Source organism: Flavobacterium calami (genome assembly GCF_038290035.1).
GTDB lineage: Bacteria > Bacteroidota > Bacteroidia > Flavobacteriales > Flavobacteriaceae > Flavobacterium > Flavobacterium calami.
In genome coordinates, this window is the sequence record NZ_JBBYHS010000013.1 from 25,265 (window position 1) to 48,283 (window position 23,019).

The following is a 23,019-nucleotide window of genomic DNA, read 5'->3' on the forward strand; positions in this document are numbered from 1 at the left end:
CCCAGCAACTAATTGTGAAAGCGCTGTTAGACTGCAGGTTGCTGTAACAATAAACGATCCAGGCACACCGACTACCGCAGATGCAACACAGGATTTCTGTTTAGTGAATGCGCCGACAGTTGCCAATATTCAGGTGAATGAATCCAACGTAGTTTGGTATAATTCATTGACAAGCACAACTGCTATTGCACCGACAACTGCTTTGGTAAACGGAACTTATTTTGGAGCTATTTTAGACCCAGCAACTAATTGTGAAAGCGCTGTTAGACTGCAGGTTGCTGTAACAATAAACGATCCAGGCACACCGACTACCGCAGATGCAACACAGGATTTCTGTTTAGTGAATGCGCCGACAGTTGCGAATATTCAGGTGAATGAATCCAATGTGGTTTGGTATAATTCATTGACCAGCACTACAGCGATTGCACCAACAACTGCTTTGGTAAACGGAACTTATTTTGGAGCGATTTTAGATCCGGTAACAGGTTGTGAAAGTGCTGTGAGATTACAAGTTGCAGTAACTGTTACTAATCCATTAACACCAACTACCGCAGATGCAACACAGGATTTCTGTTTGGTAAATGCGCCGACAGTTGCCAATATTCAGGTAAACGAGGCTAACGTAGTTTGGTATAATTCATTGACCAGCAGCACAGCGATTGCACCAACAACGGCTTTGGTAAACGGAACATATTTTGGAGCGATTTTAGACCCAGCCACCAATTGCGAAAGCGCTGTTAGACTACAGGTTGCTGTAACAATAAATGATCCGGGCACACCGACTACAACAGATAATACACAGGATTTCTGTTTGGCAAATGCGCCAACGGTTGCCAATATTCAGGTAAATCAGGCTAATCTGGTTTGGTATAATTCATTGACCAGCACTACAGCTATCGCACCAACAACCGCTTTAGCAAACGGAACATATTTTGGAGCGATTTTAGATCCGGTAACAGGTTGTGAAAGTGCTGTGAGATTACAGGTTACGGTTACAGTAACCAATCCGGGTACACCAACTACTACAAATAATTCACAAAATTTCTGTGTCTCAAATTCACCTACAGTAGCTAATATTCAGGTGAATGAAACAAATGTAGTTTGGTATGGTACTTTAACAGGAGTAACACCATTAGCGCCTACAACAGCTTTAGTAAACGGAATTTATTATGGAGCTATCCTGAATCCGATGACAGGTTGCCAGAGTAATACGAGACTACAGGTAAATGTGACAATTAATAACCCAACTGCAACACCAACTACAAATTCAGCAACTCAAAACTTCTGTTCATTAAACGCACCAACAGTAGCTAATATTCAGGTAAATGAGTCAAATGTAGTTTGGTACAGCAATCCAATTGGCGGAACACCATTAGCACCAACAACAGCCTTGACTACAGGTCTTTATTATGGAGCTATTTCAAGTGCAATAGGATGTGAAAATTCTGTTCGATTGGTTGTTACGGTAAATGTAAACGCTCCAGGAGTGGTTACAACAATAAGCACAGCGCAAAAGTTTTGTTTATCTAAAATACCGACAATTGCCAATATTCAGGTAAATGAATCTAATGTAGTCTGGTACAGTAATCCAATTGGAGGAACTCCATTAGCAGCAAATACACCGCTTACAGCTACAACCTATTATGCTACATTGCTTAGTAATACAACAAATGGCTGTACAAATGCTACACGTCTGGCAATAGCGGTTAGTTTTGAAAACGATGCGTTGGCTCAAATCACTTCTTCAGATGATACACCATGTGTTTTCCAGGGAGTAGCGTATTCAATAGCTAACGGAAAATCAAACTATGTGTGGTCTGTTACTAACGGAACAATAACTTCTGGTGGAGGAACTGCTGATGGAACTGCAACAGTTTCATGGTCTGATGTCGGTTCGGGAACAGTTTCGGTAACTTATATTAATACATGTGATGAAACTACTACAAAAACATTAAATGTAACAGTAGCAACATGTTCAGATCTTACGATAACCAATACAGTTAGTAATCCAACCCCTAATTTTGGTGATGAGGTAACCTTTACAATAACTGTAAATAACGTGGGTCAGGGCATTATTCTTAACACGCTTGTTAGCGAATTAATTCCAAGCGGATATGAATTAGTATCGTCTTCGACAACTACAGGAGTATATGATCCTGCGACTCAGATATGGACAATTCCAACTTTAAATCCGGGAGAAAGTGAAACACTTGAAGTTAGAGTGATTGTACTACCAAATGGTGATTACTTAAACGTTGCCACTATCGAAATTTCAACTCCTTTAGATGTTGATCCTACAAACAATTCGGCTTCAGCTTCTGTAGAACCAATTTGTCTAACGGTTTACAATGAGTTCACACCAAATAATGACGGATCAAATGATCTTTTCAGAATTGATTGTATAGAATCATATCCAAATAATGAATTGAAAGTTTTTAATAGATACGGCGCTTTAGTATACAGCAAAAAAGGTTATGAAAATGATTGGAACGGTACTGCAAATGTATCCGGGGTTATAAATAGAGGAGATATGCTGCCAACCGGTACTTATTTTTATGTAATAGAAATTGGAGACGGAAAAGTTAAAAAAGGCTGGTTATCTATAATGAGATAAACACCGTTATTAATCATCTAATTAATTAAAACTAAATAAGTATCGTTATGAAACTATATATAAAATCATTAGAAGCGTATTTAATCTTAATATGTTCTATAATCACATTTAGTGCAAAGGCACAACAGGATCCTGAGTATACACAATATATGTATAACACCATGGCGGTAAATCCGGCTTATGCCGGGTCTACCGGTGTTCTGGAAGCTACACTTTTACATCGTTCACAATGGGTAGGAATTTCAGGTGCTCCTCAAACACAGTCTTTTTCGATACATGCACCGCTTCGAAACGAAAAAATTGGTTTAGGATTAAGCGTTGTCAATGACAAAATTGGTCCTTCTGACGAATTGTACCTTGACGGAAACTTTTCTTATTCTTTGGCATTAGGTTACGAAAAAAGACTTGCTTTTGGTTTAAAAGCCGGTATGCGAATGCTGAATATTGACTGGACCAAAGGAAGATATTATGATCCTAATGACGTTCTGTTGAATCAGAATATCGACAATCAGATGAAACTAGCCGTAGGAGCAGGGGTTTATTATTATACTGACAAATGGTATTTAGGATTTTCAATTCCTAGTTTTATCGAAAACGATTATTATGACGATGTTCAGGAATCTGTAAATTATGATCGTCTGCATTATTATTTTATGGGAGGATACGTGTTTGATTTGAATCCGAATTTAAAATTCAAACCGGCATTTTTAGTTAAAGCCGTGAGCGGAGCGCCGCTTACAGCTGATATTTCTGCAAACTTCATGCTTTATGAAAAATTTGTTATAGGAGGTGCTTACCGAACAGATGACTCTGTGAGTATCCTGGCAGGTTTTCAGATCTCAAGAAGCTTTTATATCGGATATGCTTTTGATTATACAGTAAGCGAATTGAATAAGTATAATGATGGTTCGCACGAAATCATTCTGAAATATCAGTTTAACAAAAATCAAAGCAAAATCAAATCACCTAGATTCTTCTAAAAATGAACCTTATGAAAAAACTATATATCCTAAGTCTGGTTTTGAGCTTTACGGTTTGTTTTGCTCAGACTAATTTAAAAAAGGCCGATGCATTGTTTAAAAACTATTCGTATGCTGATGCATCAAAAGCCTATGAAGAAATTTTACAAAACATCAAAAAGCCTTCGACACAAACGATAAAAAATGCGGCCGACTCGTATTATTTTATTTCTGATTCCCGAAACGCACTAAAATGGTACCGAAAATTATACGAAATTCAGGGTAATAATTTAACAGATATTTACTATTTGAGATACATTCAATCCATGAAAGCTGTAATGGATTATGATGAAGCAAACAGGGTAACAAAAGAATATCTGGATAAAAAAGGCGATAAAAACGAAATCAACCGTTATCTGACTCAAAAGAAGCAAATGGATAGTCTCGCTAAAGTAAAATCTCTTTACGAAATAAAAAATCTGGATATTAATACCAGTAAATCTGATTTTGGAGCCACATTTTTTCAGGAAAAAGTGGTGTTCACTTCTGCCAGAGATACTACTAAATTTAGCGAAAAGTTATATACCTGGAACAATCAGCCTTTCCTTAATTTATATGTGTCTGAAAGAAATGCTGCTGATGGGAGTTTATTTAATGAAACTGTTTTTTTGCCAAACGTAATGACCAAATACCACGAAGCAACAGCCAGTTTTGATGCCAGCGGAAAAACAATTTATTATTCGACAAATATTGTTAAAAAGAACAAACTGGTTGTAGACGAAACCAAAACCAATAATTTTCAGATTATCAAAGGTTCTATAGTCGACAATAAATTAGAAAACCCACAAAAAGTGTTTTTTAACAGTGAAGAATATTCTGTAGGACATCCATCATTAAGTGAAGACGGAGAATGGCTTTTCTTTGCATCCGATATGCCTGGCGGATTTGGTGAAACCGATTTGTATTATGTGAAAATTGCTGCTGACGGAACCATGAGTTCTCCTGTAAATTTAGGCCCAAAAATTAATACTATTGGCAACGATCTTTTTCCGTTTTTTAGTAAAGGAGTACTTTATTTTTCTTCTGACGGGCATTACGGATGGGGTGATCTGGATGTATATGAAAGTAAGCTTTTGTCTAATGGAAGTTTTTCAGATCCAAAAAATCTGGGTGCGCCAATAAATAGTAACAAAGATGATTTTGCTTTTATAATTGACAAAACTGCTCATTTTGGTTATTTGTCTTCCAACAGGGAAGGAGGAAAAGGAGACGACGATATTTATTCTTTTACAAAAGCAGATCCGGTTTGTAATCAGACAATTTCAGGAATTGCTGTAGATCGTAAAACAAAATTACCTCTTGCAGACGTTACTATTATGGGTTACAATTCTTTTAGCGATATTCTTGGCGAAACAAAAACAAATTTTGAAGGTAAGTATGCCCTGATTGTGCCGTGCAACAAAACTGTTAAAATGATTGCGGCAAAACCAAATTACAGCAGTGACGAAAAAACCGTAGAAACCACATTAGAAAACGAAGGAGAGATTCCAAATGTCAATTTTGAACTTAGTAATTATGATGATTTGGTGGTAAAGAAAAAAGGTGTTGAGAAAGTGGATGTAAAACCAATTTATTTTGATTACGACAAATATGATATAACTCCTTTGGCAATAGAAGAATTGTCTAAAGTAGTTTTTATCATGCAAAAATTTCCTAACATTCGTATCAAAATAGAATCACATACAGATTCTCGCGGAAAAGACGCTTACAATCTGAAACTTTCCGATAACAGGGCAAAATCGACGCGCGATTATATTATTTCACAAAATATAGAGGCTTCACGAATAGAAAGTGCCATTGGTTACGGAGAAAGCCGATTAATTAATAAATGTAAAAATGGTGTAAAATGTACAGAAGAAGAGCATTTGCTAAACAGACGTTCAGATTTTATTATTATTCAAAAATAAATTTGGTTGTTGATTAGTTTGTTGATTATCACTTTTGAAAGGTGGACAAAGTAAAACCATTTGGAAGCTGGTTTTGTTTAAATTCTTTTTTAAGAATAATGGACAAGAAGAAAATCAAGTTGCAAAATAATGCAACTTGATTTTTGATTTTATAAAACTTTTAGTTTTTAATATTTTACAACAAAAAATAATCCTAATTTTGAAACTCAGTTTTTCTAAATTACAATCTGCATTATTTTAATATTTATGAGTATTCAAGAGACAATTCAGGCTTTAAGAAATGAACTTAATCAGCACAATTACAATTATTATGTACTTGATGATGCTACGATTTCGGATTATGATTTTGATCTTAAACTTAAAGAACTTCAGGATTTAGAGAACAAACATCCTGAGTTTTTTGATGAACATTCTCCAACACAAAGGGTTGGTGGAACGATTACCAAAAATTTTAAAACTATTGCACATCAGTTCCGAATGTATTCTCTGGATAATTCGTACTCAAAAGAAGATTTATTGGATTGGGAAAACCGAATTCAGAGAGTTTTGGGCAATGTTGATTTACAATATACATGTGAATTAAAATATGACGGAGCTTCAATAAGCATTACATACGAAAACGGAAAACTGATTCAGGCTTTGACACGTGGAGATGGTTTTCAGGGGGATGAGGTTACAAATAACATTAAAACCATAAAATCAATCCCTTTGAAATTGAAAGGAAATTATCCTGCTAGATTCGATATTCGTGGTGAAATTATTTTGCCTTTAAAAGGTTTCGAAAAAATGAATCAGGATTTGATTGAAATTGGAGAAATACCGTATTCAAACCCAAGAAATACAGCTTCAGGAAGTTTAAAATTGCAAGATAGTGCTGAGGTTGCCAAACGACCTTTAGAATGTTTGTTATACTCTGTAGTAAGTAATAATTTGCCATTTTCTTCTCAAATTGAAGGATTGCAGTCAGCCAGAGACTGGGGGTTCAAAGTACCAAGCGAAGCAAAACTGGCCAATAACATGCAGGAAGTTTTCGATTTTATTGATTATTGGGATACACATCGTCATAAATTACCTTATGAAACCGATGGCGTTGTTGTAAAAGTAAACAGTTTTCGCCATCAGGAAGAATTGGGTTATACCGCAAAATCACCTCGCTGGGCGATAGCGTATAAATTTAAAGCAGAACAGGTTTCTACTAAACTGAAGTCGATTTCTTATCAGGTTGGGCGTACAGGAGCGATTACTCCGGTAGCAAATTTAGAACCGGTACAGTTGGCTGGAACGATTGTAAAAAGAGCTTCTTTACACAATGCAGACCAGATAGAAAAATTAGACATCAGAATAAATGATACCGTTTTTGTTGAAAAAGGAGGCGAAATTATTCCTAAAATTATTGCTGTGGATTTAGAACAGCGTCCTGAAGATTCTCAAAAAACACATTATATTACGCATTGTCCTGAATGTGAGACAGAATTAGTTCGAAATGAAGGAGAAGCCAATCACTATTGTCCTAATTTTTATGGATGCCCTCCTCAGATTATTGGCAGGGTTCAGCATTATATTTCGAGAAAAGCTATGGATATTGAAGGGCTTGGCGGAGAAACGGTTGCCCTGCTTTTCAAAAATAACCTGGTTCACAATTATGCTGATTTGTATGAATTAAAGGTAGAAGATATTTTGCATCTGGAAAGAATGGCGCAAAAATCAGCTGAAAATCTGGTAAATGGTGTTGAAAAATCAAAAGAAATCCCTTTTGAAAGCGTTTTGTTTGCTCTCGGAATTCGTTTTGTTGGAGAAACTGTTGCCAAAAAATTAGCCAAGCATTACAAAAATATCGAGGCATTAAGTCAGGCTTCATTGATGGATTTGATTTTAGTAGATGAAATTGGAGAGCGGATTGCAAAAAGTGTAATTGAATTTTTCGAAAATGAAGAGAATAAAAGGATTATCGAAAGATTAAAAAAATATGGGGTTCAGTTTGAAATTGTTGAAAAAATAAACCCAAATGCAACCGATAAATTTATTGGGAAAACATTTGTAGTTTCGGGTGTTTTTACTGAGTTTTCAAGAGATGAATTAAAGAAAACCATAGAAGATAACGGAGGAAAAGTTGGAAGCTCCATTTCTGCAAAAACAGATTTTGTTGTAGCCGGAGATAATATGGGACCTGCCAAATTAGAAAAAGCGAATAAACTAAATATTCCAATACTATCTGAACAGGAATTTATAACCAAACTCAATGAAAGCGAGTAGACCTTCACTTATTCTATTTTCGACGGCATTTTTATTTACAATTATGTTCGATGTTCTGCAATACGAATATCTTACGACTTGTATGAAATCAATTGTTATTCCTTCGGTTTTTTTTTATTTCTATTCGTCAAATAACTTTAAAATCAACAGAAATCAGGCTCTGATTTACATACTGTGTTTTACTGGAGAAGTTTTTCATATCATGGATGTAGAAATCTCCGATGAAGGCTCAATGATATGTTTTTTGTTTGTGTATTTATTACTTATTAAAACAATAGTTAACGACTATGAAAGGGTCAAATTAAGGAAGAATGATATGCTGCCAATAATTTTGGTGGCAGTATTGATTGTCTATTTATTATGTTCTGTTCTAAGTTTGCAGTTTGAGAAAATGAATAAATTTCATTTTCTATATACCTTATATGGCGTTGTTTTAAGTGTTTTAGGATTTATTTGTTATGCAAATTACATAACCAGAGGTTCGTATGTTACTTTGCTAATGACATTAATGGTTACTTGCTTTATTATTTCTGATATGTTTTTTATTTTCAACAAATCGTCTTATTCCTTAGTATTAGTCTTAATTTGTGATGTAACTCAAATTCTGGCTTACTTTTTCATGTCAAAATTCTTTATAAATTCCGGTAAAAAGAGAGTTAGACGATAATTGATTTTCCTTGATTGGTATGCGATTTATTTTTATCAAAATAAAAATCGATTCGGCCTAAATTTATTCCGTAGCATCCCACCTGATTTACGAGAACGTCTTCACCTGCTTTGTTTTTTACAATGGTAGGTTTGTCTAAAAAAGTGTGAGTGTGTCCGCCTATAATTAAATCAATATCCTGAGTCAATTCGGCCAATTTTAAGTCGCAGATTTTTGTAGCGTTGTCTTTGTATTTATAGCCTAAATGTGAAAGACAAATAATAAGATCGCATTTTTCTTCCTTTTTTAGCACTTGAGTCATATCCTGAGCAATTTCTACAGGATTGTTATAGACTGTTTCTTTGTACATTTTTTTATCAACCAGTCCTTCAAGCTCTATTCCTAATCCAAAAACGCCAACTTTAATTCCGTTTTTATTAAAGATTTTATATGGTTTTACAAGTCCGTTCATGACCGTATTTTTAAAGTCATAATTAGAATTAATGAATTCAAATTTGGCATGAGGCATTTGAGCATACAAACCATCAACACCATTGTCAAAATCATGGTTTCCAATTGTTGAGGCATCATATTTCATCATGCTCATCAATTTAAATTCCAATTCACCTCCATAGTAATTAAAGTAAGGGGTTCCCTGAAAAATATCGCCGGCATCCAGCAACAATACATTTGGGTTTTCTTTACGAATACTTTCAATAAGTGCGGCACGACGTGATACTCCGCCTTTATTAGGATTGCGGGGGTCATCAGCCGGAAAAGGATCTATATGACTGTGCACATCATTGGTGTGCAGGACGGTTAGATGTTTTATATCGTTGGTTTCAAAACTGCTCAATGATAAACCTAGGCTTAATAAAGCAGTACTTGCAGCGGTTTTTTCGATAAATTCTCTTCTTTTCATTGTGTATGTTTTTTGCGATAACGCCTGTATTTTTATTTTGAATTTGTGTCTGAATTATTCTTCGGTGATTCTAATGTCTTTTGGAACCGGAATCGTATCTACGTCTTTAAAATAATCGATTAATACGTTTCTAAGTTTATAATTCAGATCGTATTTCTGTACCGCTTTTAGAAAAAAGTTCATGCTGTCACCGCCATTTGCCAGATAATCATTTGTGGCAACATAATAGGTTTTATTGGTATCAAGTGGTTTTCCCTGAATTTGAATATTTTTGGCAGTATTCTCTTTTGAAATTGTAAAAGTCATTCCGGCCAGTGGATGAGGTTTTTTCTCTTTAATTATATAGTCAGTCATTTCAAGAATCTGATCACCTTTTAAAGCCAGGACAACCAATTTGTTTTCAAAAGGCATAATTTCGAAAGCAGTTCTTGTCGTTACATTTCCTTTTGGTAGTATAGCCCTGATCCCGCCATGATTTAAAAAGCATAAATCAATATCTTTTTTCTCCCGGGTTTTAAAAACCTGATTTCCTTTTTGTAAACAAATATCAGCCATTAGGTTTCCAATGCTGGTTTGCCATTTTCCGGTACTTTTATCCAGTGTTTCAGGACAATATGCCAATACGTTGTCTAAATCTTTATTAATGTGATCGCGATAAGGTTTTATGAAATTTTCAATCTCAGGAGTCTGACTGTCCTTTTCTGTAACCGGAAGCTGTTTTCCTTCTATCTTAGTTAAGTTGTAATTCTGACTGCAAGAGAATATAAAAAAAAGTGTTAAGAATATAACAAAAAGTTTTAAAAATCCGTTATACTTTTTTAGTTTTACCATCTTAAATGCGACTTAAATAATTAATTTTGTAATCTGGTAAAAGTACTATGTTTTTAAATTATTTGAAGGATTTTTTCATAAAAAAAACATTAAATAATAATTTGCATAATGTAAAAAAAGAGATTTTTACCAGTAATGTACAAACGGTTGGTTTGTTGATCGATGAGAGTAATTTCAGTCATTCAGAAGCTCTCATGAAAGAGTTGGTTTCAAAAGGAATTGATTCAGGGAACATTAAGATTGTCGTGTACAGGAATAAATTTAAGGATAAAAAAGAGTATTCGTATCCAACTTTTGGACAAAAGCATGTTGACTGGAACGGAGATGTTAAAATAACTTTTTTAACCGGATTTATTGAGACAGAATTTGATATTTTGATTAGTTATTATGATGTTCAGAAACCAATTTTGAAACTGATAACAAATAAATCAAAGGCTAAATTTAAAGTTGGATTTGCTTCCATTGATAAAAATATAAATCGTTGGATGATAAATACAGCTTTAGAGAATTATGAGCTTTTCGTTTTCGAATTGTTTAAGTATTTAAAAAGTATAAAATAAAAATATAATTTAGAATATGCAATCATTAATAGGAACTGGTGTTGCCCTTGTTACTCCATTTAAAAAAGATTTTTCAATTGATATTGAAGCTTTACACAGAATTGTTAATTTTTCGATAGACGGAGGGGTTGAATATCTTGTTGTGATGGGGACAACTGCAGAAAATGCGACCTTGACGCAAACCGAAAAAGAACTCGTTATTAATACCGTTATTGAAGTTAATAACGGAAGATTGCCTTTGGTTCTTGGGGTTGGGGGTAATAATACAATACAGGTTGTTGAAGAGCTAAAAACCAGGGATTTTTCAGCATTTGAAGCTATTTTGTCGGTTTCTCCTTATTATAATAAACCTACTCAGGAAGGAATTTATCAGCATTTTAAAGCTATTGCAGAAGCTTCGCCTGTTCCGGTGATTTTATATAATGTTCCGGGAAGAACATCAAGCAATATGGCTCCGTCAACAGTTATCCGTCTTGCAAATGATTTTGATAATGTTGTAGCGATAAAAGAAGCAGCAGGTGATATGGCTCAGGCTTTGCAGCTGATTAAAAATGCACCAAAAGATTTTCTGGTAATTTCAGGTGATGATATTATTGCTTTGCCAATGGTTTTAGCAGGAGGAGCAGGAGTTATTTCTGTTATTGGTCAGGGATTTCCAAAAGAATTTTCAGAAATGATTCGTTTAGGACTGAACCGAAAAGTAAATGAAGCTTTCAAAACCCAATATTTTTTATCTGATTGTATTGATATGATTTTTGAACAGGGAAATCCTGCCGGAATTAAACATGTGTTCCAGTCTTTAGGGATTGCAGATAATACAGTTCGTTTGCCATTAGTTTCTGTTGATGAGTCATTAGCGGGCCGCTTGGATAAATTTGTAAAAGAAGCACTAAAATAGTCTGAAAATAAGGGTTTTTATTATACCTAAAAAATATTTTGCAGTAGCTAAATTAATAACTAAATTTGCCACCGAATCTTCGGTGTGATTTTGCTTTGGCATAATTGTCTAAGAAATAATCATAATATAAAGTAAGAAAATGAAAAAAATAGTATCGCTGTTAATTGTTGTTGTCCTTTTTTGTTCGTGTAGTGATTACCAAAAAGCATTAAAAAATGAGGACGTTGCTGCAAAATTTGAAATTGCAACAAAAATGTATGAGGCAGGTAAATATAATAAGGCAATCAGACTTTTTGAGCAATTAGCGCCGACATACAGAGGGAAACCTCAGGCAGAAAAACTGTTTTATATGTTTTCTCAGTCTTATTATAAAACAAAGCAATATTATCTGGCAGGTTATCAGTTTGAAAGTTTTGTTTCAGGATACCCACGAAGTGAAAAAGTTCAGGAAGCGGCTTTTTTAGGAGCTTACAGCTATTCGAAATTAGCTCCGGTTTATAGCTTGGATCAGACAGATACAGTTAAGGCATTAGATAAATTACAGGCTTTTATTGATAATTATCCAAATTCAGAATATATACCTCAGGCAAATGAGGCTGTAAAAATTCTAAACGGTAAGTTGGAGAAAAAAGCATACGAGAATGCTAAAGGTTATAATACGATTTCAGATTACAAATCAGCATTAATCGCTTTTGATAATTTTATTGCAGATTATCCGGGAACCCCATTTAAAGAAGATGCTTTGTTTTACAAATATGATTCTGCATATCAATTGGCTATAAACAGTGTTTCTCAAAAAATGGAGGAACGTTTGAATGTTGCAAAAGTGGCTTACAATAATTTGCTTAAGTTTAAAAGCGATACAAAATATAAAAAACAGGCAGACGAAATGAATGCCAGAGTTGAAACAGATTTACAAAAATTTACTAAATAAATAAAGTCATGGATTTAAAAAAGACGAATGCTCCTGTTAATACAATAACTTATAATAAAACAGTTATTGAAGAGCCAACAGGAAATGTGTATGAGGCAATTACCATTATGGCTAAAAGAGCAAACCAGATTAATTCTGAAATTAAAAAAGAATTGACTGAAAAATTAGAAGAGTTTGCCACTTATAATGACAGTCTTGAAGAAGTTTTTGAAAATAAAGAACAAATTGAGGTTTCTAAATTTTACGAAAAATTACCAAAACCACACGCTTTAGCTGTTCAGGAATGGTTAGACGGTAAAACATACCACAGAAGCTCAAACAAATAATACAGTACAATGTCAGTTTTAAACGGGAAGAAAATTTTACTGGGGGTTTCCGGTGGAATTGCAGCCTATAAAACAGCCTCATTAGTACGACTCTTTATAAAAGCAGGTGCACATGTTCAGGTGATCATGACACCTGCTTCTAAGGATTTTGTAACTCCACTTACGTTATCTACGTTATCAAAAAATCCTGTGTTTTCCAGTTTTTTTAATGAAGACGATCAGGATGCTGTCTGGAACAATCATGTAGATCTGGCACTTTGGGCTGATCTTATGTTAATTGCTCCGGCAACTGCAAACACGTTATCTAAAATGGTAACAGGAAACAGTGATAATCTCTTAATTGCTACTTATTTATCGGCTAAATGTCCTGTTTATTTCGCTCCTGCAATGGATTTGGATATGTATAAGCACCCTTCTACTTTGTCCAGTTTTAATGCTTTAAAGCAATTTGGAAATACAATGATTCCTGCTGAAAATGGAGAGCTTGCAAGTGGTTTATCAGGTGAAGGCCGAATGGCAGAGCCTGAAAATATAATTGCCTTTTTAGAAGCAGATTTAGAAAGTAAATTACCTTTAAAAGGAAAAAAAATACTTGTTACAGCAGGGCCTACCTACGAAGCTATTGATCCTGTGCGTTTTATAGGGAATCATTCTTCAGGAAAAATGGGGTTTGATATTGCAAAGGTAGCTGCAGATTTGGGAGCTTCTGTTGTTTTGGTTTCAGGTCCTACTAATTTAAGGATTGAAAACTCTCTCATTGAAGTTATTAACGTAGTTTCAGCCCAGGAAATGTATGATGCCTGTCATTTGCATTTTAATGATTCAGATGTGGCTATTGCAGCTGCGGCTGTTGCGGATTATAAACCAAAAGTAATTGCAGCTCAGAAAATTAAGAAATCAACTGATGAGTTTTCCATTGAACTAGAAAAAACTAAAGATATTTTATTCTCATTAGGGAAAATTAAAAAAAATCAGTTTTTGATTGGTTTCGCTTTGGAAACTGAGAATGAAATTGAAAATGCCAAGTTGAAAATCCAGAAAAAAAACTTAGATTTGATTGTTTTAAATTCATTGCAGGATAAAGGAGCTGGTTTTCAACAGCCGACTAATAAAGTCACTTTTATAGACAAGGAATTTAAAATTGAACCAATGGATTTAAAATCAAAAGAATCTGTTGCAGTAGATATTTTAAACAAAGTTATAGGGCATTTTTATGTATAAATTAGTTACTTTTTTAACGCTTCTGTTTTTTGGTTTTGCACAGGCACAACAGTTAAATTGCACGGTTACAATAAATACGGAAAGATTGCCAAATCCAAATCTGCAGGTTTATAAAACACTTCAGACTTCCTTATCTGAATTTGTGAATAAAACCGATTGGATGGGAGCTGTTTTAAAACAAAATGAGCGTATAAACTGTTCCATGTATATTACTCTTATGTCTCATAACTCAGACCAATTTTCAGGAACAATACAAGTACAGTCTTCGAGATTAATTTATAATTCAACGTATTCGTCACCTGTTTTTAATTTTAATGATAAAGATTTTAATTTCAGGTATACAGAATATGAGCCTCTATTGTATAATCCTGCCACATTTGAATCTAATTTGGTTTCGGTAATATCCTTTTACAGTTATATGATTTTAGGAATGGATGCTGATACATTTCAGTTTGCCGGAGGAAATCCTTATTTTGAAACCGCACAGAATATTGCCAATGTAGCCCAGCAGGGTGGTTCTAAGGGCTGGACTCAGGCTGATGGACTTCAGAATCGTTATTTTCTGATAAACGACATGGCTGCTCCGGTTTATTCTGACCTGAGACAAACTACTTTTCTTTATTTTTCAGGTTTAGATATAATGAGTCAGGATTTAAAAGCAGCAAAGGAGAAAATAAAATCGTCTTTAATGTTAATAGGAAAACTGAACTCAGTTAAGCCTAATGCTTTTTTAACAAGAGTGCTTTTTGATGCAAAATCAGATGAGATTGTTTCAATTTTCTCAGGAGGTCCAAGTATTACTATTACAGATTTAGTAGATAATCTAAACCGTGTATCGCCATTGAACTCTACAAAATGGTCACAGATTAAATATTAATTATTTTTATTTACGTCAATAAATTTACTTTAAAACTATATGATCACTTCGCTGTCAATTAAAAATTACGCATTAATTGAAAAACTTTCTATAGATTTTTCGAAAGGATTTTCTATAATCACAGGTGAAACTGGGGCGGGGAAATCCATTATTTTAGGGGCTTTAGGGTTGGTTTTGGGAAAAAGGGCCGATTTGACATCTCTTAAAAATAAAGAAGAAAAGTGCGTAATCGAAGCACAATTTGAAATTTCAAAATACAATTTGAAAGCTTTTTTTGAAGAAAATGATCTGGATTATGAAGATGAAACGATTATCAGACGCGAAATCCTCCCTTCTGGTAAATCTCGTGCTTTTATCAATGACAGTCCGGTAAATCTTCAGGAATTACAGGATCTTAGTCTGTTTTTGATTGATATTCATTCGCAACAGCAAACACAGGAACTTTCAGATGAAGAAGTACAGTTTAAAATAATTGATGCAATTGCGCAGAATTTAGAAACTATAGATTCGTATCAAAAATTGCTTAAATTATATAAATCAGATAAATCAAAATTAAATGCTTTGCTTAAAAAACAAAGTGATGCAGGGAAAGAGCAGGAATACAATACTTTTTTATTGAATGAATTGGTTGCTGCGAAATTAAAATCAGGAGAACAGGAAGAACTGGAGGCTGATTTTGAGAAACTTAATAATGTTGAGATTATCAAAGAATCGATTGATAAATCGCTGGTAATAGCAAATGAAGAACAATTTGGTGTTTTTCATAATTTGAATGAAATTAAGGCTTCATTGCATAAAATTGTTGCTTTTTCATCGGAATACCAAAGTTTATTTGATAGAATTTCAAGTGTTGCAATAGAATTTGATGATGTTTCGAAAGAGTTGCAAAATGCTGTAGAAAAATTATTAAACGATCCAGAGAAGTTAGAGCTGACTAATCAGAAATTGCAGTTGATCCATAATTTACAGAAAAAACATAAGGTTACAACAGTAGATGAATTATTGCAAATTCAGTCAAATCTGGAAAATTCAGTTTTGGAATTAGGAAATATTGAAGAAGAAATAACCGTTTTGTCAAAATCAATTGAGCAAAAAACAGAAGAATTAGACAATCTGTCAGCCAAAATTCATTCGAATAGGGAAAAAGCTATTCCCGTTTTGTCAAAACAATTGATATCGATACTGGAAAATTTAGGGATGCCTAATGTGCAATTTAGGATGGAACTTATTCCTTCTGAAACTTATTTTCAAAACGGAAAAGATGAATTGCAGTTTTTGTTTTCGGCAAATAGAGGAACAGACTTTGGTTTACTCAAAAAAGTAGCTTCTGGTGGTGAAATGTCGCGTATAATGTTGGCAGTAAAAGCAATTTTAGCTCAATATTCTAAATTACCAACTTTGATCTTTGACGAAATAGACACAGGTGTTTCAGGGGAAATTGCTATTAGAATGGGGGAAATCATGAAAGAGATGAGCGCAAAAATGCAAATCTTTGCTATTACGCATTTACCTCAGATTGCCGCAAAAGGCGATTCCCATTTCAAGGTGTTCAAATCTACAAGAAATGAAGACACGCAATCTGAGTTAAAACTTTTATCTCAGGATGAAAGGGTAACAGAAATTGCTCAAATGTTGTCAGGAGCCAATATCTCTGATTCGGCATTGAATCACGCAAAACAATTATTAAATTAATTCAAAATGGAAAGTCTGAGTTATTACGAAAATCAATTTATAAAAGCAGATTCACTGATTTCTGATGGAAATATTGCAGAAGGAAAGGAGTTGCTGGAAGAGATATTATCCCAATACCCGGATTTTGGTAAAGCACATAATCATCTGGGATGGATTTATTATAATAAGCTAAGTAATTATGATAAAGGGATTTATCATTATAAGCTGGCGATGAAATTTGAACCAAAATACCCTGCAGCTTATATAAATTATACTTACCTGCTTATTGATATCGGCAGGTACAAGGAAGCAAAAGAGCATATTAGTTTTACTATGCAAACTCTCGAGAATTTTGATTCGTCATCTTATAATAGCGAATTAGGAAGAATGGCAGAATATGAAAGCCAATATATAGCTGCTTACAATTACTACAAACTAGCCAAAAAAAATGCCTTAAATCCTAGTTTTATAGACAATATGAATGCAAACATGAAAAGGGTTAAGGATAAAATGTCTATTTTTGAAAAATTAAAACAGAAATTGAATTAATACAATAAATAATTACATGATGATTATAGAACCTAGAATGAGAGGATTTATTTGTTTGACATCACACCCAAAAGGATGCGAGCAAAATGTTAAAAATCAAATCGAATATATCAAATCAAAAGGCCCTATTGAAGGAGCTAAAAAAGTGCTTGTAATTGGTGCTTCAACAGGTTTTGGACTAGCTTCAAGAATTACAAGTGCTTTTGGATCAGATGCAGCAACTATTGGTGTGTTTTTCGAAAAACCATCTGCTGAAGGTAAAACGGCTACACCAGGCTGGTATAACTCAGCAGCTTTTGAATCAGAAGCTCATAAAGCGGGATTATATGCGAAAAGTATTAATGGAGACGCTTTCTCTAATGAGGTAAAAAGAGAAGCTTTAGATTTGATTAAGGCAGATTTAGGACAAGTAGATCTTGTAATTTATAGTTTGGCATCTCCTGTACGTACAAATCCTATAACAGGAGTTACGCATCGTTCAGTTTTAAAACCAATTGGACAAACCTATACTAATAAAACTGTTGATTTTCATACAGGAAAAGTAACTGAGGTTTCAATTGCTCCTGCTAATGAGGAAGATATTGCTAATACGGTAGAAGTAATGGGGGGTGATGACTGGTCAATGTGGATTGAAGCTTTAAAAAAAGAAAATTTACTGGCTGATGGTGCTACAACAATTGCATACTCATACATTGGACCTGAATTAACAGAAGCGGTTTACCGTAAAGGAACTATTGGTCGTGCAAAAGATCATTTAGAAGCTACAGCGTTTACTATTGCTGATAGTTTGAAATCAATAGGAGGAAAAGCCTATGTCTCTGTTAATAAAGCATTGGTAACACAATCAAGTTCAGCTATCCCGGTGGTTCCTTTATATATTTCCCTTTTGTATAAAGTTATGAAAGAGAAAGGTATTCACGAAGGTTGTATTGAGCAGATTCAGCGTTTGTTTAAAGACAGATTGTATAGCGGATCTGAAATGCTTACTGATGATAAAGGAAGAATCAGAATTGATGATTGGGAAATGCGTGAAGATGTTCAGGAAGAAGTAGCTAAACTTTGGCTGGAAACTACAACAGAAACATTACCAGAGATTGGAGATTTAGAAGGCTACAGAAATGATTTTCTGAATCTGTTTGGCTTTGAATTAGAAGGAATAGATTATAAAGCTGAAGCAAATGAATTAGTTCAGGTAGAAAGTATCAAATAATCTCTATAAATCATTATAAATGAAAACCATCAACCTAAAGTTGGTGGTTTTTTTATGAATATAACATATCTTTGCGCAAAATTTGAAAATTATAAAATCTGCATTTAATTCCATTATTTTATCATGGTCTTTTCTTTAATAATACCCGTTTATAATCGCCCCGATGAAGTAGATGAACTTTTGGAAAGTTTATCAAAATCCGATTATAATGAAGCATTTGAAATTGTTCTTGTCGAAGACGGTTCGTCAAATCCCTGTAAAAGTGTTGTAATGAATTATCAGGGGAAACTCAATATATCATATTATTTTAAACAAAATTCAGGACCTGGAGATTCAAGAAATTTTGGAATGCAAAAGGCAGTGGGAAATTATTTTATCATTTTCGATTCTGATTGTATTATTCCGTCTAATTATTTAACAGAAGTCAGAAAAGAGCTGGATAGGGAATATGTTGATTGTTTTGGTGGGCCAGACAGAGCTTTAGACAGTTTTTCGGATGTTCAGAAGGCAATAAATTTCGCAATGACTTCTTTTTTGACGACTGGTGGAATTAGAGGAGGTTCTGAAAAAATCGATAAATTTCAACCAAGAAGTTTTAATATGGGGATTTCAAAAAAAGCTTTTGAAGCATCAAAAGGTTTTGGGAATATTCATCCTGGTGAAGATCCTGATTTATCCATAAGGTTATGGAATTTAGGTTTTGAAACCAGATTGTTTCCTAAGGCATTTGTTTATCACAAGCGAAGAATAGACTGGGAGAAATTTTCGATTCAGGTCAATAAGTTTGGAAAAGCAAGGCCAATATTAAATAGCTGGTATCCAGAACATAATAAGCTTACTTTTTTCTTTCCTACCTTTTTTATGCTTGGTTTATTATTAGCTTTTTTATTGTTAATTTTCAATTTTGATTTATTATTACAAATATATTTTGTATATTTCGTTATAATTTTTCTTACATCTGGAATTCAAAATAAAAGCATTAAGATTGGGTGTCTTTCAGTAATTGCTGTCTGGAAACAATTTTATGGTTACGGAACAGGTTTTTTAGAATCTTTTGTAAAAATTATTCTTTTAAAGAGAAAACCACAGACAACCTTCCCTAATATGTTTTTTAAAGTATAGTATGACAAAGATTATAGGTTTAACAGGGGGGATAGGAAGTGGGAAAACAACCATTGCAAATTTCTTTAGAGAAATGGGGGTTCCGGTTTATATCGCTGACAATGAGGCCAGAAAAATAATGCAGTCAAAACTTATAGAGGCAGAAATTAAAGCAGTCTTTGGTGATTTTTTATTTGAAAATGAAGTTCTGAACAGAGCAGAATTAGCTAAAATTGTTTTTAATGATAGTGAGAAGCTAAATCAGTTAAACGCTATTGTGCATCCGGCTGTTAAAAAAGATTTCGAATTATGGCTTGAAAAGAATGTAAATTATGATTATGTGATTTATGAAGCTGCCATTTTGTTTGAGAGTGGCAGGTACACAGATTGTGATATTATTATAACTGTTACGGCTCCTGAAGAAACCAGAATTGAAAGGGTTATTAAACGTGACAAAACTGACAGGGAGCAGGTCTTAAACAGGATGAAAATGCAATGGAAAGATGAAGAGCGTATTTCAAAGAGCAATTTTGTGATTTTCAATGAAAATCTTAAAACAGCAAAAGAAGAAGTTGTTAAAATTCTTAAAATTTTAAATATAAAACAAAATCAGTCTTAAATGTTAATATTTGGTTAATGTATTATTTGGTATATTGTTAAAATATTAATTTTGTCTCGATGAATAAATTATTTTTTAGAATACTTGTTTTGCTGATGAGTCTATCCTTAATAGGGATAATTCTGGTTCAGGTATATTGGTTCAATTCTTCGTTCGAAAATAATGATGAACAATTTAAATTTCATGTAACGCAGGTAATCAGTGACGTTTCAGATAAACTTGAACAACAAGAAGAATATAGTTTTTACGATAAAATTAATCATATAAAAGACAGCACCGGTAAAATTCCGCAAAAGGAAGATTTGCTGGAAATTTTATTTGTTCAAAGAAATACGAAAACAAATAAAACAATTGTTTATAAAAACAGTATCACTTCTGAGAATTACGATATTAATGGATCGCTATTTAATAAAAAATTTGGATCTGATGGATTTAAAAGTTTTAGTTCCAAAAGATTAACGGAGGTTTATAACAATAATAGTATTATTGATAATTCAAATTTGAATCAAAGTACAATTCCGGATAAAAAAATAGAAATAGACGGAAACTTAGATATTTTAAATAAAGCACAGTTAAAAATTACATATAAGGATTATGCTTCAATACTGCCAATAGAGGAAAGAATTACAAAAGATAAATTGCAATCTCTTTTGAAGAAAGAACTTAAAGAACATGGAATAAAAACTAAATTCGAGTTTGGAATTTATAGTAATGGGGTTTCTACAAAAATAAAATCGAATGGGTTTCATTATGATAAAGATGCTACTTATAATATTCCGGTCTTTGCAGATAATGAAGAAAATAGTAAATATGAATTATTAGTTACTTTTCCGTATAAAAAGAAGTTTTTATTGTCTCAGTTGGTAAGTATTACGATATTATCTATAGTTTTTACACTAATTATAATAATTGCTTATACAAGTGCTTTAAATCAGTTAATACGTCAAAAACAAATATCAGAAATCAAAACTGATTTTATAAATAATATGACGCATGAGTTTAAAACTCCGATTGCGACAATAAATCTGGCGCTTGATGCAATTCGAAATCCTAAAATAATAGAGGACAAAGAGAAGGTCTATCGTTATCTTCAAATGATCAGGGACGAAAATAAAAGGATGCATGCACAGGTTGAAAATGTGCTGCGAATTTCAAAACTGGAGAAAAAAGAATTAGACATAAGTAAAGAGCCTACAGTAATTCATGATATTATTGAAGATGCTATAGAGCATGTTAATTTAATTTTAGAAGATAAAAAAGGTTCGATTGTAAAACATTATAACGCAGCAAGAACCACTTGTCTGGTTAATGAGGTGCATTTTACAAATGTTTTGGTTAATATACTGGAAAATGCTATAAAATATTCGCCTGACGTTCCTGAAATAGAGGTTTTTACAGAGAATATAAAGGATATGATTCTTATAAAAATCAAAGACAATGGTTTAGGAATGAGTAAAGTAGCCCAAAAAAGAGTCTTTGAAAAATTTTACAGGGAACATACTGGTGACTTGCATAATGTGAAAGGACATGGTTTAGGCCTTGCTTATGTAAAAAGAATTGTAGAAGACCATAATGGTCAGGTTTATGTAGAAAGTGAAAAGGGAAAAGGTAGTACCTTCATAATAAAAATACCACTAATAAATTAAAATATGGAAAATATTAATAAGAGAATACTTTTAGTAGAGGATGACCTTAATTTTGGTGCGGTTCTTAAAGATTATTTAATGCTGAATGATTTTGAAGTTACTTTGGCAAAAAATGGTATGGAAGGTTTTGAAAAATTCAAAAAGGACGTTTATGATTTGTGCATCCTTGATGTAATGATGCCTTATAAGGACGGGTATACTTTAGCAAAAGAAATCAGGGAGAAAAACAGTGAGGTGCCGATTATTTTTTTAACGGCAAAATCAATGAAAGAAGATGTTTTAAAAGGATATAAAGCGGGTGCTGATGATTATCTGAACAAGCCTTTTGATTCTGAAGTTTTATTGATGAAAATTAAAGCGATTATTCAAAGAAAATCGTCAGACACTAAAGCAGAGCAAGTTCAATTTGAGTTCAATATTGGTAAATTTCATTTAAATTCTAAATTGAGGTTTTTAACATACCAGGATGAAGAGCCAATAAAGTTATCTCCAAAAGAGAACGAATTATTAAAAATGCTGATTTTGCATGAAAATGATTTAATGCCAAGAGAATTAGCTTTGACAAAAATCTGGAGAGATGATAATTACTTTACTTCAAGAAGTATGGATGTATACATTGCCAAACTTAGAAAATATCTAAAAGCTGATGAAGATGTTGAAATTTTAAACATTCACGGTGAAGGTTTCAGATTGGTTGTCAAAAGTAAAGCAGTGTCTGAATAAATATACAAAAACAAGAAAAAAGCTCCGATTATCCGGAGCTTTTTTTATGGATAAAAATTAATCTTTAACCTAAAGCAAGTTCACACTTAATGTGATTTGAGTTTTTAATAGTTTTGAAATAGGGCAGATTTCTTTTGCTTTGGTTGCAATTTCGGCAAACTTTTCGGCTGTAATAGATGGTACTTTTCCTTTGAGTTCCAAATGAATTAAAGTAATCGTTCCGTCTTCAAAAGTAACAGTTGCTTCTGTAGCTAAATCGTCAGCGACAAATCCTTCTTCGTTTAGCAGAAAACTTAATTGCATTGTAAAACAGCCTGAATGGGCTGCAGCGATGAGTTCTTCAGGATTTGTTCCAACTCCTTCAGCAAATCTTGTTTTAAAAGACAGCTGTGCATTGTTTAAGGTTGTACTTTGTGTACTAATTGCCCCTGTTCCTTCCATGCCTGATCCTTTCCAGTTGGCATTAGCTTTTCTTGTAAATTTCATTTTTGT

At 33.4% G+C, this 23,019-nt stretch carries 21 protein-coding genes; 18 read left to right on the forward strand and 3 right to left on the reverse strand.

What is annotated here, in order from left to right:
• From AAEO57_RS13045 to AAEO57_RS13065, 5 genes are all read left to right on the forward strand, one after another.
• A partial coding sequence (locus AAEO57_RS13045) for a T9SS type B sorting domain-containing protein (RefSeq protein WP_341693292.1) occupies positions 1-2,614 on the forward strand: 2,614 nt, incomplete at its 5' end.
• 47 nt (positions 2,615-2,661) lie between these two features.
• Positions 2,662-3,594 carry a PorP/SprF family type IX secretion system membrane protein gene (locus AAEO57_RS13050; RefSeq protein ID WP_341693294.1) on the forward strand — a complete coding sequence of 311 codons (933 nt, stop codon included), beginning with the start codon at positions 2,662-2,664 and terminating at the stop codon, positions 3,592-3,594.
• Positions 3,595-3,605: 11 nt separating this feature from the next.
• The gene (locus AAEO57_RS13055) at positions 3,606-5,540 is read left to right on the forward strand and encodes an OmpA family protein (RefSeq protein WP_341693296.1); all 1,935 of its coding nucleotides are present in this window, start codon (positions 3,606-3,608) and stop codon (positions 5,538-5,540) included.
• 246 nt (positions 5,541-5,786) lie between these two features.
• On the forward strand, positions 5,787-7,793 hold the full coding sequence (gene ligA / locus AAEO57_RS13060; protein ID WP_341693298.1) for an NAD-dependent DNA ligase LigA: 2,007 nt from the start codon (positions 5,787-5,789) through the stop codon (positions 7,791-7,793).
• A complete protein-coding gene (locus tag AAEO57_RS13065; protein WP_341693300.1) occupies positions 7,780-8,460 on the forward strand; it encodes a lysoplasmalogenase family protein in 681 nt (226 codons plus the stop codon). Before ligA ends, AAEO57_RS13065 begins: the two co-directional genes overlap by 14 nt.
• Here the strand turns inward: AAEO57_RS13065 and AAEO57_RS13070 are convergent.
• Positions 8,450-9,361 (reverse strand): bifunctional metallophosphatase/5'-nucleotidase, encoded by a 912-nt coding sequence (locus AAEO57_RS13070; protein WP_341693302.1) that lies wholly within the window; start codon positions 9,359-9,361, stop codon positions 8,450-8,452. The genes AAEO57_RS13065 and AAEO57_RS13070 overlap by 11 nt on opposite strands.
• 54 nt (positions 9,362-9,415) lie before the next feature.
• On the reverse strand, positions 9,416-10,192 hold the full coding sequence (locus AAEO57_RS13075) for a 5'-nucleotidase C-terminal domain-containing protein (RefSeq protein ID WP_341693305.1): 777 nt from the start codon (positions 10,190-10,192) through the stop codon (positions 9,416-9,418).
• A gap of 62 nt (positions 10,193-10,254) precedes the next feature.
• On the opposite strand from AAEO57_RS13075, the gene AAEO57_RS13080 reads away from it, so the two are divergent.
• From AAEO57_RS13080 to AAEO57_RS13140, 13 genes are all read left to right on the forward strand, one after another.
• A complete protein-coding gene (locus AAEO57_RS13080) occupies positions 10,255-10,752 on the forward strand; it encodes a DUF6913 domain-containing protein (RefSeq protein ID WP_341693307.1) in 498 nt (165 codons plus the stop codon).
• 16 nt (positions 10,753-10,768) lie between these two features.
• Positions 10,769-11,650 carry a 4-hydroxy-tetrahydrodipicolinate synthase gene (gene dapA, locus AAEO57_RS13085; RefSeq protein WP_341693309.1) on the forward strand — a complete coding sequence of 294 codons (882 nt, stop codon included), beginning with the start codon at positions 10,769-10,771 and terminating at the stop codon, positions 11,648-11,650.
• Positions 11,651-11,789: 139 nt separating this feature from the next.
• Positions 11,790-12,584 carry an outer membrane protein assembly factor BamD gene (locus AAEO57_RS13090; protein ID WP_341693311.1) on the forward strand — a complete coding sequence of 265 codons (795 nt, stop codon included), beginning with the start codon at positions 11,790-11,792 and terminating at the stop codon, positions 12,582-12,584.
• Positions 12,585-12,592: 8 nt separating this feature from the next.
• Positions 12,593-12,910, forward strand: a complete 318-nt coding sequence (locus tag AAEO57_RS13095) for a DNA-directed RNA polymerase subunit omega (RefSeq protein ID WP_008463064.1) — start codon at positions 12,593-12,595, stop codon at positions 12,908-12,910.
• Positions 12,911-12,919: 9 nt separating this feature from the next.
• A complete protein-coding gene (gene coaBC, locus AAEO57_RS13100; RefSeq protein ID WP_341693326.1) occupies positions 12,920-14,131 on the forward strand; it encodes a bifunctional phosphopantothenoylcysteine decarboxylase/phosphopantothenate--cysteine ligase CoaBC in 1,212 nt (403 codons plus the stop codon).
• Entirely contained in the window at positions 14,124-15,008 is an 885-nt protein-coding gene (porD, locus tag AAEO57_RS13105; protein WP_341693327.1) for a type IX secretion system protein PorD, read from the forward strand. Before coaBC ends, porD begins: the two co-directional genes overlap by 8 nt.
• A 39-nt stretch (positions 15,009-15,047) precedes the next feature.
• Entirely contained in the window at positions 15,048-16,700 is a 1,653-nt protein-coding gene (recN, locus tag AAEO57_RS13110; RefSeq protein WP_341693328.1) for a DNA repair protein RecN, read from the forward strand.
• Between the two features lie 6 nt (positions 16,701-16,706).
• Positions 16,707-17,228, forward strand: a complete 522-nt coding sequence (locus AAEO57_RS13115; RefSeq protein WP_341693329.1) for a tetratricopeptide repeat protein — start codon at positions 16,707-16,709, stop codon at positions 17,226-17,228.
• Positions 17,229-17,247: 19 nt separating this feature from the next.
• On the forward strand, positions 17,248-18,438 hold the full coding sequence (gene fabV / locus AAEO57_RS13120) for an enoyl-ACP reductase FabV (protein WP_341693537.1): 1,191 nt from the start codon (positions 17,248-17,250) through the stop codon (positions 18,436-18,438).
• Between the two features lie 123 nt (positions 18,439-18,561).
• Positions 18,562-19,560: a glycosyltransferase family 2 protein gene (locus tag AAEO57_RS13125; protein ID WP_341693331.1), complete on the forward strand. Its 999-nt coding sequence runs from the start codon at positions 18,562-18,564 to the stop codon at positions 19,558-19,560.
• A gap of 1 nt (position 19,561) precedes the next feature.
• The gene (coaE, locus tag AAEO57_RS13130; RefSeq protein WP_341693333.1) at positions 19,562-20,158 is read left to right on the forward strand and encodes a dephospho-CoA kinase; all 597 of its coding nucleotides are present in this window, start codon (positions 19,562-19,564) and stop codon (positions 20,156-20,158) included.
• Positions 20,159-20,217: 59 nt separating this feature from the next.
• The gene (locus AAEO57_RS13135) at positions 20,218-21,804 is read left to right on the forward strand and encodes a sensor histidine kinase (protein ID WP_341693335.1); all 1,587 of its coding nucleotides are present in this window, start codon (positions 20,218-20,220) and stop codon (positions 21,802-21,804) included.
• 3 nt (positions 21,805-21,807) lie between these two features.
• The gene (locus AAEO57_RS13140) at positions 21,808-22,527 is read left to right on the forward strand and encodes a response regulator transcription factor (RefSeq protein WP_341693337.1); all 720 of its coding nucleotides are present in this window, start codon (positions 21,808-21,810) and stop codon (positions 22,525-22,527) included.
• A 69-nt stretch (positions 22,528-22,596) separates the two neighbouring features.
• Here the strand turns inward: AAEO57_RS13140 and AAEO57_RS13145 are convergent, their stop codons facing one another.
• The gene (locus AAEO57_RS13145; RefSeq protein WP_341693339.1) at positions 22,597-23,013 is read right to left on the reverse strand and encodes an OsmC family protein; all 417 of its coding nucleotides are present in this window, start codon (positions 23,011-23,013) and stop codon (positions 22,597-22,599) included.
• Between the last annotated feature and the right edge of the window lie 6 nt (positions 23,014-23,019).